Here is an 11,443-nt window from a genome sequence, read left to right as displayed (position 1 = left end):
GGCTACTCCAGCAGGTACGTCAGGTTGTGTTCCAGCCGCTTCAGACTGTCATGAGGGAAGAACAACAGCAGGTCACAGAGGATCTGGTGATCCGTCAGGCGGTAGCTGATCTCCACCGCCAGGGTCTCGCCCCGTAACTGGCAGGTGGGCACGCCACTGAGTACCACAGGATGCGATTGGCAGAAGGGGATATGCAGTTGCTCGGACAAGCCGTTGAGGAAGGAGGCAAACAGCAGATTGGCCGTGTCCATCTGAACCTCCAGACGGGCGGCGTCGCTCTCCACATCGCTCATCCCCATCAGGCGCCCCATGCTTTCGTAGCAGCTTTGCTCAAACAGCAGCAGCGCTTCTCCGGCGATCCCTGCTCCGATAAAGCCTTGGGAGATCACTCTCAGGCTGACATCCTGAAACGACTCTGCCAGCAGCATCTCCATCTCGCTGGCATGCAGGCGGCGCAGTTTCGGGACCGGCAGTTCGATAAACTTGCCAAGCACCTTGGCCATATTGTCCGCCGCCTGACCCATAGCGATATTGCAGATCTCCCGCAGGGCATCATCCATGGCAACGGCGGTGGCGCCGTGATGTTGCAGGGCGCCACTGCGGTAGAGGTCGAACTGGACCAACTCCTGCTTCAGGGTATCCGGAGCGATGGGTTTACGCAGAAAGTTGAGGGCGCCAAGGTCCATCACCTTCTGATAGGCGAGCGGTTGGATGTCTGCGGATACCACTAACACTTTGGGGGCATGACGTTGCCCTTTAAGTTCAGCCAGTACGCCATACCCATCCAAGTTGGGCATGTTGAGATCCAGGAACATCAGATCGAAATCTTTATGAGTCAACTGGGAAAGCGCATCCCTGCCATCTACGGCAAACTGGATCTCCGCGTCCCAATCTTCGGGCAGATTTCGAGCCAGTTGCTTGCGCGCCATGGCGGAATCGTCACAGATCAACACCTGTACTGCCAACTGCCCATCTCCTGCGGGTCTGCCCAAAAAAAACTCGGCCAGTTTATTGAAAAAACCAATAGTTGTCATGCTTTTAACAAAGCTGATACGTTACTGGTCGGATGTGAAGGAGAGGCATCATGGACGAGAGAATTGCGTACCGGGTCGAGGACGGCGTGGCCTATGTAGAGCTGAACCGCCCCGACAAGCGAAATGCGCTGGATTGGGCCAGCTTCAAGGATATCGTTGCTGTGCAAAAGCGCATTGCCAAAGACCGCAGTGTGCGAACTGTGGTTCTGTCAGGTGCTGGAGAGGATTTCTGTTCCGGGCTGGACGTCAAATCGGTAATGGGCAAGCCGCGTCAGGCACTGGGGTTACTGGCCAAGTGGTGGCCGGGGCGGGCCAATCTGGCGCAGCGGGTCAGCACGGGATGGCGGGATCTGCCGGTACCGGTTATCGCGGTGCTGCATGGCCGTATCTGGGGCGGTGGTTTGCAGATTGCTCTTGGCGCGGACTTCCGTCTGGTCAGCCCTGAGGGAGATCTTTCCATTATGGAGGGGCGCTGGGGGCTTATCCCTGACATGGGAGGAAGTCTGGCGCTGCGTGAACTGATGGCGGCGGACCACGCCCTCTGGCTGGCGATGAGTGCCGAGCAGATCAGTGCCAGCCGGGCGCTCGAGCTGGGTCTGGTGACGGAGGTTTGTGCCGATCCGATGGCGCGTGCCGAGGAGATGTCGGCCATTCTGAAGGCGAGGTCGCCGGACGCTCTGGCGGCGGTGAAGGGGTTGTTCCGCCAACACGGTATCCCGGGCAGCGGGCGTCTGCTGGCCTCGGAAACCTGGCGTCAGTGCAAAGTCCTGCTGGGGCGCAACCAGCGTATTGCGACGGCACGTGCCAAGGGTAAGGAGCGGGCGTTCGAATCCCGTCGCAGCTGGTAACCGGCGCAAAAAAAACGCCCCGCAGTGCGGGGCGTTTTTGTGTCAGCCGGATTACTCGTCCAGGAAGCTCTTGAGGATCTCAGAGCGGGACGGGTGGCGCAGCTTGCGCAGAGCCTTGGCTTCAATCTGACGGATACGCTCACGGGTAACGTCGAACTGCTTGCCCACCTCTTCCAGAGTGTGGTCAGTGTTCATCTCGATACCGAAACGCATACGCAGTACCTTGGCTTCGCGAGCGGTCAGGCCAGCCAGAACCTCGGCGGTTGCAGCCTTCAGGCTCTCGGAAGTGGCAGAATCTACAGGCTGAGCCAGAGTGGTATCCTCGATGAAGTCACCCAGATGGGAATCTTCATCGTCACCGATCGGCGTCTCCATGGAGATCGGCTCTTTGGCGATCTTCAGCACCTTACGGATCTTGTCTTCCGGCATCATCATGCGCTCGGCCAGCTCTTCCGGAGTCGGCTCACGGCCCATCTCCTGCAGCATCTGACGGGAGATGCGGTTGAGCTTGTTGATGGTCTCGATCATGTGCACCGGAATACGGATGGTGCGGGCCTGATCCGCAATGGAGCGGGTGATGGCCTGACGAATCCACCAGGTCGCGTAGGTGGAGAACTTGTAACCGCGACGGTATTCGAACTTATCCACTGCCTTCATCAGACCGATGTTGCCCTCCTGGATCAGATCCAGGAACTGCAGACCACGGTTGGTGTACTTCTTGGCGATGGAGATAACCAGACGCAGGTTAGCTTCAACCATCTCTTTCTTGGCTCGGCGGGCCTTGGCCTCACCGATGGACATGCGGCGGTTGATGTCCTTGATCTTGGCGATGGAGAGACCGGTCTCTTCCTGGATCTGGGCCAGTTTCTGCACGCAACGCTGCAGCTCGTCCTGGTTTTCAGCCAGGCCGGCGCTGTAGGATTTGCCCGCATCAATCTCGTTTTGGATCCAACCGAACTCAGACTCGCTGCCGGCGAACAACTTCAGGAAGTTCTTCTTCGGCATCTTGGCGTGCTCAACGCACATCTTCATGATCAGGCGTTCCTGAACACGCACGCGGTCCATCATGGAACGCATGTTGTTCACCAGTACGTCGAACTGCTTCGGTACCAGACGGAACTCTTTGAACAGTTCAGACAGACGGGTGATCAGCATGGCGGCTTCGAGAGAATCACGACCGTGCTCGGCAAACGCTTTCTGCACCAGTTCGTAGTGTTCACGCAGGGAGGTGAACTTCTCTTTGGCCTGCTCAGGATCCGGACCGTTGGAGGAATCGTCGTCAGAGTCGTCGTCGTCCTCTTCCTCTTCATCGTCCTCGTCGTCCAGCTCTTCCTTAGGCAGCTCAGAGCCAACGTGAGTGGCGGTCGGGGCTTCTTCCTCTTCGGTCACAAAACCGGAGATGATCTCAGCCAGACGGATCTCTTCCGCCTCATAGCGGTCCCACTGATCCAGCAGGAAGCTGATCGCTTCCGGGTACTCAGCGATGGAGCATTGAACCTGGTTGATACCGTCTTCGATGCGCTTGGCGATCTGAATCTCACCTTCACGGGTCAGCAGCTCCACGGTACCCATTTCACGCATGTACATGCGAACCGGGTCAGTGGTACGGCCAAGCTCACCCTCTACGCTGGCGAGGGCTTGCGCCGCTGCTTCCGCCGCGTCTTCGTCGGTGGCGTCTTCAGACATCATGAGCTCATCCTGGTCCGGAGCGGACTCAAAGACCTGGATGCCCATATCGTTGATCATCTGGATAATATCTTCGATCTGGTCAGAGTCGACCATGTCCGCCGGCAGGTGATCGTTCACCTCGGCGTACGTCAAATAGCCTTGCTCTTTGCCCTTGGCAACCAGGAGCTTAAGTTGCGACTGCGGAGTTTGATCCATTGATATCATCCACTTAAGGTTACGAACTTGGAATGGCAGCTGTTGATGCGCAAATAGCCTATTATAACGGCGTTGTCTAGTGGCCGCTAGCCTTGGGCGACCGCTTGAGTATTGTCAGCACGTCGGACAACTTCCTCGTTTCCTCGACGGTGATGGAGCCGTCGCGGGCTTTCTGCTGCAGGGTTTCGGACAGATGCTCCAGGAAGCGCTGATTTAACCATTGCAGACAGTCAAAAAATTCCTTGTCGAGGTGCTCCTCCACCTCCATATTCCAGCCCAGCAGCTTACGCAGCGTGCCGTACTCGTCACTGCCACGGTAGCGTTCCAACAGCTGCGCTGTGGTCAGCGGGGCGTCCCGGCAGGCATCCAGCATCCCTCTGAGAAGGGCAATGCCTCCCAAAGGAAGGTGCGCCACCGCGACCTGCGGCTCGAGCTGGTAACCCAGTCTCGGGTTTTGCAGCAGCAAAGCGACAGCACGTCGGATCGGAGTGCCCCGACCCTGCTGAGCTTTTTGCTGCGGCTTGGCAACGGCCCGGGGGGCCTGAAAATGTTGCCGTGCCCCCCAGCCCAGGGTCTTTTCCAACCGCTGGATCAGGGTTTCTCTCAACACCTCATCGCCGATCTGGTCAATCAGAGGGCGGATGGTATTGATAAAACTGGCCTTGCCTTCAGCGCTGCTCAGTTCCGCGTCCTGGCTCAGATGACCAAACAGATAATCCGACAGGGGCATCGCTTCGGCAATGCGGGCCTCAAAGGCCTCTTTGCCCTCTTTACGCACCAGCGTATCGGGGTCTTCTCCGTCTGGCAGGAACATGAATTTCAGCGCCTTACCGCTTTTCAGCATCGGCAGGGCGGTTTCCAGTGCCCGCCAGGCCGCGTCGCGGCCGGCACGGTCACCGTCATAACAGCACACCACCTCTTTTGAGGCAGTACGCATCAGAACCTGAATGTGATCGGCTGTCGTGGAGGTTCCCAGCGACGCGACCGCATAGTCGATGCCATGCTGAGCCAGAGCCACCACATCCATATAGCCTTCGACAACCAGTACCCGTTCAGGGTTTCGGTTGTTTTGGCGCAGGGGGTAGAGGCCATAAAGCTCCCGACCCTTATGGAAAATCGGCGTTTCCGGGGAGTTCAGATACTTGGGGGTATCGTCACCCAGCACCCGGCCACCAAAGGCGATCACCCGACCGCGGCGATCCTGGATCGGGAACATCAGGCGATCCCGGAAGCGGTCGTAGCGTTTTCCCCCTTCCTTCTCAATCAGCATGCCGCATTCGGCCAACAGTTTTTGCGCCGAGTTGCTGCTGCGTTGCTGAGCCAGAAGGTTATCCCAGCCCGGCGGCGCGAAGCCGATGCCAAAGCGTTGTACGGTTTCGCCATCCAGTCCCCGTTTTTTGAGGTACTCGATAATCCGATCCCGCTCGGGGTGCTGTCGCAGTTGCTGTTGGTAGTAGCGCGCGGCCCAACTCATCAGCGTGTAGTGGTCATCCAGCTTGGGACCCTGTGCGGGCTTGCTGGTGCTGCCACCACCCTGATGGGATCGGCCACCTCGTCCCCCACTGGATTCCCGTGGCACTTCCAGCCCCATTTGACCCGCCAACTCTTCGATGGCATCGACAAATTCAAGGCGGTCATACTCCATCACAAAGTCGATGGCGTTGCCGTGGGCGCCGCAGCCGAAACAGTGATAGAACTGCTTATCCTGGCTGACGGTAAAAGAGGGGGTTTTTTCGTTATGGAAGGGGCAGCAGGCGTGATAGTTCTTACCCGCTTTTTTCAGCTTCACCCGGCCATCGATCAGCTCGACAATGTCGAGACGTGAAAGCAGTTGATCGATAAAGTCTCTTGGGATTCGACCGGCCACGTGTCGCTATGCCTCCTGGGGGAATGTCGCTGTTCTTTATCACAAAACAAGCAAGCCGTGCAGTAGGCACGGCTTGTTGCTGTGATCGCGGACGGGGTGTTAACCCAGGCGAGCCTTGATTTGCTGACTCACCACGGCCATATCGGCCCGACCTTGAACCTGCGGCTTAAGCAGGCCCATCACTTTGCCCATATCCTGCATCGAGCTGGCGCCGGCGTCAGCCATGGCCTTCTCAATCAGGCTGTCCAGCTCGGCTTCGCTCAGCGGCTGGGGAAGGAACTCTTGCAGAACCAGCACTTCGGCGGCTTCCACATCAGCCAGGTCCTGACGACCGGCTCCCTCGTATTGCTTAATGGAATCGCGACGCTGCTTAACCATTTTGGTCAGCACCGCAGTGATTTCATCATCGCCGAGGGTGGTTTGAGTGTCCACTTCCACCTGTTTGATGGCGGCCAGTGCCAGACGGATGGTGCCCAGGCGTGCCTTTTCTTTGGCACGCATGGCCGCCTTCTGGGCGTCTTTCAGCTGCTCGATCAGAGACATGATCAGTACAGACGAGTACGACGGGCGTTTTCGCGAGCTACTTTCTTAGCTTGACGCTTGGAAGCGGCAGCCTTGGCGCGCTTGCGAGCAGTAGTGGGCTTCTCGTAGTGCTCACGACGACGTACTTCAGACAGTACGCCTGCTTTCTCACAGGAACGCTTGAAACGACGCAGGGCTACGTCGAAGGGCTCATTTTCACGAACTTTGATTACCGGCATCTGCCTTTCACCTCGAAAAAATTTCGGTAAGCGGCTGGTCATTCTTTGAGCAGCCGCAATTCAAAATGGTGCGAAATTCTACTCTGAACTTCGCCTCCTTGTAAAGCCTGTCACAGCGACGACTGACTTAAGGATGATAGTGGCACTGGAACCGCGCCACTTTGCGTGACTGGCTTAAGGATGATAGCAGCGCTAGAATTGCGCCACTTTAGCCAGAGCACGAGAGTTTAGCATGCGGGTATTGGGGATAGAAACCTCCTGTGATGAGACCGGTATCGCCATCTACGATGATGAGCAGGGCCTGATGTCTCACGCGTTGTACAGCCAGGTGAAATTGCACGCCGACTACGGTGGCGTGGTGCCTGAGCTCGCCTCCCGAGACCATGTCCGCAAACTGGTGCCCCTGGTGCGTCAGGCCCTGGCCGACGCCAAGGTGGATCCCAGCACCCTTGATGGCGTTGCCTTTACTGCGGGCCCGGGCCTTATTGGCGCGCTGTTGGTGGGGGCCTGTGCCGGGCGTTCTCTGGCTTACGCCTGGGGGGTGCCGGCGGTTGCCGTTCACCATATGGAGGGCCACCTGCTGGCGCCGATGCTGGAGGACAACCCGCCCGAGTTCCCCTTTGTGGCACTGCTGGTTTCCGGTGGTCACACGATGCTGGTTCGTGTAGATGGCATTGGCCAGTATCAGTTGCTGGGCGAATCCATTGATGATGCGGCGGGCGAGGCGTTTGATAAAACCGCCAAGCTGATGGGGCTGGATTACCCCGGTGGTCCGTTGCTGGCCAAGCTGGCGGCCAAGGGCACCCCGGGCCGCTTTAAGTTCCCCCGTCCCATGACCGATCGTCCTGGCCTCGATTTCAGCTTCTCGGGCCTGAAGACCTTTGCGGCCAACACCATTGCCGCCCACGGCGAAGCGGCGCTGCCGGACATCGCCCGGGCCTTTGAGGATGCGGTGGTGGATACCCTGGCGATCAAATGCCGTCGTGCCCTGGATGAGACTGGACTGAAGCGCCTGGTAATGGCGGGCGGCGTAAGCGCCAACCTGCACTTGCGGGCTCAGATGGAAGAACTGATGGCCAAGCGGGGCGGTGAAGTGTTCTATCCCCGTCCAGAATTCTGCACCGACAACGGCGCGATGATCGCCTTTGCCGGCCTGCAACGTCTTAAGGCCGGTGAAACCCAGCCGTTGGCAGTGAAAGGGCAGCCGCGCTGGCCGCTGGATACGCTGTCCGCGCCCGGCGCCGCCTGAGTTTCAATAGGTGGGATAACGCGCCACGCAGGGGTTACTCTGCGTGGCGTTTTTTTTGCCCCAGCTTCGGCTCGGTGCCACGCCAGAGGCGAACAATGTTGCCGCGATGGCGCCACAGGATCAGAGCGGCCACCAGGGTCACGGAGCCGGTGTACTGCGCCTTGAACAGGTAAGTATAAAGCGGGGCGATAAGGCAGGTCGCGATAGCGCCAAGGGAGGAGTAGCGACTTACCAGAGCCACCACCAGCCAGGTGATGATAAGGGCGCCGGTCATGTCCCAGCCGATGGGCGCCATGGCGCCAAAGGCGGTAGCGACCCCTTTCCCCCCCTGGAAGCGGAAGAACAGAGGGTAGATGTGACCCAGACAGGCCGCCGCACCAACCAGCGCCAGACCGAGTGGATCCAGGCCAAGAAAGTATCCGCCCCAGACCGGAATGGTGCCTTTGAGGATGTCGAACAGCAGCACCAGCACAGCGGGGAGTTTGCCACCGAGTCGAAGCACATTCGTGGCGCCGGGGTTATGGGAGCCATGCTCACGGGGGTCTGGAAGGCCCCACAAACGACACACCAGCACGGCGCTGGATACCGATCCCAGCAGGTAGGCAAAGAGGGTTAACCCTCCGGTCAGTATCGCCATTTCTGCGCTTTTTTCCCCCAGTCAGTTACGCTATCATCCGACGCCCAAACGGGGGTTCCTTCCTCCGTTCGTCCAATCGAACTAGGGTATCTGACCCTCAGCGGGAGCGCCAGTAACAACATGACCGACCAGGTATTTATCCAGGGACTCGAATGTCAGGCCGTGATCGGCGTCTTCGAGTGGGAAAAGCAGATCCGTCAGACGCTTGTGCTGGATCTGGAGATGGCCTGGGACAACCGCGCGGCGGCCGAGGCTGACGATTACAGCAAGGCGCTCTGCTATGACACCGTTTCCAAGGCGGTGACCGCACTGGTGCAGGACCACCCCCACGAACTGGTGGAGACGGTGGCAGAAAAGGTTGCTGCGCTGATCCTTAAGGATTTCCAGGTCGCCGGAGTACGGGTTCGGGTCAGCAAACCGGGTGCGGTGGCGAACGCCCGCACTGTGGGTGTTCAGATCCAGCGTGGAAGCTTCTGAGCATGGCCGTTATCTACATCAGCCTGGGCAGCAACATTGAGGCTGACGCCCACATTCGCAAAGGCCTGGATGATCTGGCGAATCACTATCGCAATCTGACCCTTTCCAGCGTGTTTGAGTCGGAAGCCGTGGGTTTCGAGGGCGACAACTTTCTGAACCTGGTGGCCCGGGCGGAAACCGATCAATCCATTGCTGAGGTGGTGACTACCTTTAAGGCGATCGAGCAGGCTCACGGCCGGGCGCGGGGCGCCAAGAAGTTTGCTCCCCGTACTCTGGATATTGATCTGCTTCTCTATGACGGTACTCAGTGCGAAACGCCAGTGGAGTTACCGCGTCCCGAGATCTACCATAACGCCTTCGTGCTCTGGCCATTGGCCGAGCTGGCACCCGATCTGGTGCCGCCGGGACAACCTCATAGCCTTGCTGCCTTGTGGCAGGCCTACGATAAGACCCAGCAATCCCTTTGGCCGGTCCCCTTTGTCTGGCCGCTTGCATAATTCGTATTAACAAGGAGTTTGTCCCGTGGATCCGATCCAGGCGGCGATCCTCGCCATCATTCAGGGCTTAACGGAATTTCTGCCCATCTCCAGTTCCGCCCACCTGATCCTGCCTGCTCAGATGCTGGGCTGGGAAGACCAGGGGCTGGCCTTTGATGTGGCCACCCATGCCGGGACTCTGCTGGCGGTGATGATCTACTTCCGTGAGGACATCTCTAACCTGCTGCGCCACTGGCTGGTCTCCCTGACGGGTGAGCACAGTGAATCCAGCCGATTGGCCTGGTACATCATCCTCGCCACCATCCCCGCCGGACTGGCCGGATTGCTGTTTAACGACATCATCTCCACCACGCTGCGCTCGACCACAGTGATCGCCACCACCACGCTGATCTTCGGTTTGCTGCTGTGGTACGCCGATGCGACCGCCAGTGAGCGACGCACCATGGCGGATGTGACCTGGCAGCTGGCGCTGCTGATTGGTCTGGCCCAGATGCTGGCGCTGATCCCCGGTACATCCCGCTCCGGTGCCACCATCACCGCAGCGTTGCTGCTGGGCTTCAATCGTCTGGTGGCGGCCCGCTTCTCCTTCCTGCTGTCGATTCCGATCACCGCAGCGGCGGTGGGCTATGAGACGCTGACGCTGATGAAGGAGCCTCAGCCGGTGGACTGGTTCCCCCTATTGCTGGGCGCGGTTCTGGCGTTTGTTTCTGCCTACGCCTGTATCCACCTGTTCTTGAAAGCGATTGGCCGCATGGGCATGAAACCTTTCGTTATCTATCGACTGGCTCTGGCCGGGGTGTTGTTCGCCTTCTTTGTGTAAGGAGAGCCACACACAGAAAAGGGACGCCAATGGCGTCCCTTTTTGTTTGCCGGCGGGCGCTTATTGCGCCGCTTTCCAGCGGACCAGCACTTCGGTGCGGCGCTTGCCCAACTCTTCGCGGATGTCGGCGCCGCTAAAGCCATCCGCCACCACATCCTTAACGGCCACCCGGTTGGCTTCGGCCAGCGCCGCCTGCAGGTAGTCGGCGGCTGGGTAGGGCGTGGATTCCTGCCCGGGGCGCCCCTGGGCATCACACTGACAGCAGCGCAGCAGCTGGGCAAAACGAGCGGGCTTACGCCAGGCATCGAGCTTATCGAACAGACGCACCAGTGTGGCGGGCTTCAGTTCTCGGGCGCGGTGCACGTTGAGGTGCATCTCCCCCACCAGCAGGGCCAGATCCCGCCACTCATTGGGCACCCGCAGGCGTTCACACAGGGCGCGGATAGGACGAAGCCCGGCGTGCTCATGGCCAATATGACGGGGCCATTGGTCCGCTGGGGTCAGGGCTTTGCCGAGATCATGCACCAGTACCGCGAAGCGCTCAGCGCCACCGGCACCCAGAGCGACCGCCTGGGTCAGCGCTTTCATGGTGTGCTCCCATGCGTCCAGGCCACCGTGCCACTGCTCAGGTTGGGGCACACCCACCAGGGCGGCGAGTTCAGGAAAGAGGTGAGAGAGGGCGTGGCACTGGCTCAACACCTGGAAATAGATCTCCGGGTTGGGTTCGCCCAACGCCCGTTCGGTCTCCTGCCAGACCCGCTCGGCACTGAGGTAATCCAACTCGCCACTGTCGCTGAGTTTCTGCATCAGCGTCAGGGTCTCCTCCGCGACGGTAAAGCCCAGATGGTGGAAGCGGGCGGCGAAGCGGGCGACGCGCAGCACCCTGAGCGGGTCCTCAACAAAAGCGTCGGAGACATGGCGCAGCAGGCGATTGGCCAGGTCCGCCTGGCCGCCGTAGGGGTCGTAGATATTGCCCTGCTCATCCTGCGCCATGGCGTTGATGGTCAGGTCACGGCGGATCAGGTCCTCCTCCAGCGTGACGGTGGGCGCGGCATCAAAGTCAAAGCCGCCATAACCATGGCCCGCCTTGCGCTCCGTCCGGGCCAAGGCGTACTCCTCACCACTTTTGGGGTGCAGGAAAACCGGGAAGCTTTTGCCCACCTGACGGTAGCCCAGCGCGCTCATCTGCTCGGCGCTGGCCCCCACCACGAGGTGATCGCGGTCCTTTACGGTCAGGCCCAAAAGTTCGTCGCGGACGGCCCCGCCAACCAGATAGATCTTCACGCTGTCTCCTTATGTCTCAGAACCGCCATTATAGGCCGGGGGAGTTTTGACAAGCCATGGGTTAGCACTTACCTTGAAACCGTTC

The 11,443-nt window shown here is 59.4% G+C and carries 12 protein-coding genes; 5 read left to right on the top strand and 7 right to left on the bottom strand.

Translation table 11 applies throughout. The annotated features are described in order from the left end of the window. Window positions 1–2: 2 nt before the first annotated feature. Window positions 3–965, bottom strand: coding sequence for a response regulator (locus KUV52_RS04430; protein WP_222524710.1), 963 nt, complete (start codon window positions 963–965; stop codon window positions 3–5). Between the two features lie 119 nt (window positions 966–1,084). On the opposite strand from KUV52_RS04430, the gene KUV52_RS04425 reads away from it, so the two are divergent. After that, window positions 1,085–1,882 carry a crotonase/enoyl-CoA hydratase family protein gene (locus KUV52_RS04425; protein WP_222524709.1) on the top strand — a complete coding sequence of 266 codons (798 nt, stop codon included), beginning with the start codon at window positions 1,085–1,087 and terminating at the stop codon, window positions 1,880–1,882. 51 nt (window positions 1,883–1,933) lie between these two features. Here the strand turns inward: KUV52_RS04425 and rpoD are convergent, their stop codons facing one another. The 4 genes from rpoD to rpsU form a co-directional block, all read right to left on the bottom strand. Next, window positions 1,934–3,766, bottom strand: coding sequence for an RNA polymerase sigma factor RpoD (rpoD, locus tag KUV52_RS04420; protein ID WP_222524708.1), 1,833 nt, complete (start codon window positions 3,764–3,766; stop codon window positions 1,934–1,936). A gap of 76 nt (window positions 3,767–3,842) precedes the next feature. Continuing rightward, window positions 3,843–5,633 carry a DNA primase gene (gene dnaG, locus KUV52_RS04415; RefSeq protein ID WP_222524707.1) on the bottom strand — a complete coding sequence of 597 codons (1,791 nt, stop codon included), beginning with the start codon at window positions 5,631–5,633 and terminating at the stop codon, window positions 3,843–3,845. A 99-nt stretch (window positions 5,634–5,732) separates the two neighbouring features. Continuing rightward, complete coding sequence (locus KUV52_RS04410) at window positions 5,733–6,176, bottom strand: GatB/YqeY domain-containing protein (RefSeq protein ID WP_222524706.1); 444 nt, start codon at window positions 6,174–6,176, stop codon at window positions 5,733–5,735. Window positions 6,177–6,178: 2 nt separating this feature from the next. Further along, window positions 6,179–6,394, bottom strand: a complete 216-nt coding sequence (rpsU, locus tag KUV52_RS04405) for a 30S ribosomal protein S21 (RefSeq protein WP_222524705.1) — start codon at window positions 6,392–6,394, stop codon at window positions 6,179–6,181. Between the two features lie 232 nt (window positions 6,395–6,626). On the opposite strand from rpsU, the gene tsaD reads away from it, so the two are divergent. Next, complete coding sequence (gene tsaD / locus KUV52_RS04400) at window positions 6,627–7,643, top strand: tRNA (adenosine(37)-N6)-threonylcarbamoyltransferase complex transferase subunit TsaD (protein WP_222524704.1); 1,017 nt, start codon at window positions 6,627–6,629, stop codon at window positions 7,641–7,643. Between the two features lie 34 nt (window positions 7,644–7,677). On the opposite strand, the gene plsY is transcribed toward tsaD, so the two are convergent. Continuing rightward, window positions 7,678–8,280, bottom strand: a complete 603-nt coding sequence (gene plsY / locus KUV52_RS04395; RefSeq protein WP_222524703.1) for a glycerol-3-phosphate 1-O-acyltransferase PlsY — start codon at window positions 8,278–8,280, stop codon at window positions 7,678–7,680. A gap of 120 nt (window positions 8,281–8,400) precedes the next feature. Between plsY and folB the strand changes: the two genes are divergently transcribed. The 3 genes from folB to KUV52_RS04380 are packed head-to-tail and all read left to right on the top strand — an operon-like array spanning window position 8,401 to window position 10,074. Then, window positions 8,401–8,757 carry a dihydroneopterin aldolase gene (folB, locus tag KUV52_RS04390; RefSeq protein WP_222524702.1) on the top strand — a complete coding sequence of 119 codons (357 nt, stop codon included), beginning with the start codon at window positions 8,401–8,403 and terminating at the stop codon, window positions 8,755–8,757. A gap of 2 nt (window positions 8,758–8,759) precedes the next feature. After that, a complete protein-coding gene (gene folK, locus KUV52_RS04385; protein ID WP_222524701.1) occupies window positions 8,760–9,254 on the top strand; it encodes a 2-amino-4-hydroxy-6-hydroxymethyldihydropteridine diphosphokinase in 495 nt (164 codons plus the stop codon). 25 nt (window positions 9,255–9,279) lie between these two features. Next, window positions 9,280–10,074: an undecaprenyl-diphosphate phosphatase gene (locus KUV52_RS04380; RefSeq protein WP_222524700.1), complete on the top strand. Its 795-nt coding sequence runs from the start codon at window positions 9,280–9,282 to the stop codon at window positions 10,072–10,074. Between the two features lie 60 nt (window positions 10,075–10,134). Here KUV52_RS04380 and KUV52_RS04375 read toward each other — a convergent pair whose 3' ends face one another. Next, complete coding sequence (locus tag KUV52_RS04375; RefSeq protein ID WP_222524699.1) at window positions 10,135–11,358, bottom strand: multifunctional CCA addition/repair protein; 1,224 nt, start codon at window positions 11,356–11,358, stop codon at window positions 10,135–10,137. Window positions 11,359–11,443 lie beyond the last annotated feature (85 nt).

Origin of the sequence: Ferrimonas balearica, from assembly GCF_019802055.1 — a bacterium.
GTDB classification, from domain to species: domain Bacteria; phylum Pseudomonadota; class Gammaproteobacteria; order Enterobacterales; family Shewanellaceae; genus Ferrimonas; species Ferrimonas balearica_A.
Note: the sequence above shows the minus strand (reverse complement) of the source record. Positions and strands in the feature narration are given on the sequence as shown.

What these genes read in the sequence shown, in the direction of transcription:
- rpsU (WP_222524705.1), bottom strand. Translation starts at nt 6,394, where the DNA reads ATGCCGGTAATCAAAGTTCGTGAAAATGAGCCCTTCGACGTAGCCCTG.
- folK (WP_222524701.1), top strand. Translation starts at nt 8,760, where the DNA reads ATGGCCGTTATCTACATCAGCCTGGGCAGCAACATTGAGGCTGACGCC.
- KUV52_RS04410 (WP_222524706.1), bottom strand. Translation starts at nt 6,176, where the DNA reads ATGTCTCTGATCGAGCAGCTGAAAGACGCCCAGAAGGCGGCCATGCGT.
- tsaD (WP_222524704.1), top strand. Translation starts at nt 6,627, where the DNA reads ATGCGGGTATTGGGGATAGAAACCTCCTGTGATGAGACCGGTATCGCC.
- KUV52_RS04425 (WP_222524709.1), top strand. Translation starts at nt 1,085, where the DNA reads ATGGACGAGAGAATTGCGTACCGGGTCGAGGACGGCGTGGCCTATGTA.
- rpoD (WP_222524708.1), bottom strand. Translation starts at nt 3,766, where the DNA reads ATGGATCAAACTCCGCAGTCGCAACTTAAGCTCCTGGTTGCCAAGGGC.
- plsY (WP_222524703.1), bottom strand. Translation starts at nt 8,280, where the DNA reads ATGGCGATACTGACCGGAGGGTTAACCCTCTTTGCCTACCTGCTGGGA.
- folB (WP_222524702.1), top strand. Translation starts at nt 8,401, where the DNA reads ATGACCGACCAGGTATTTATCCAGGGACTCGAATGTCAGGCCGTGATC.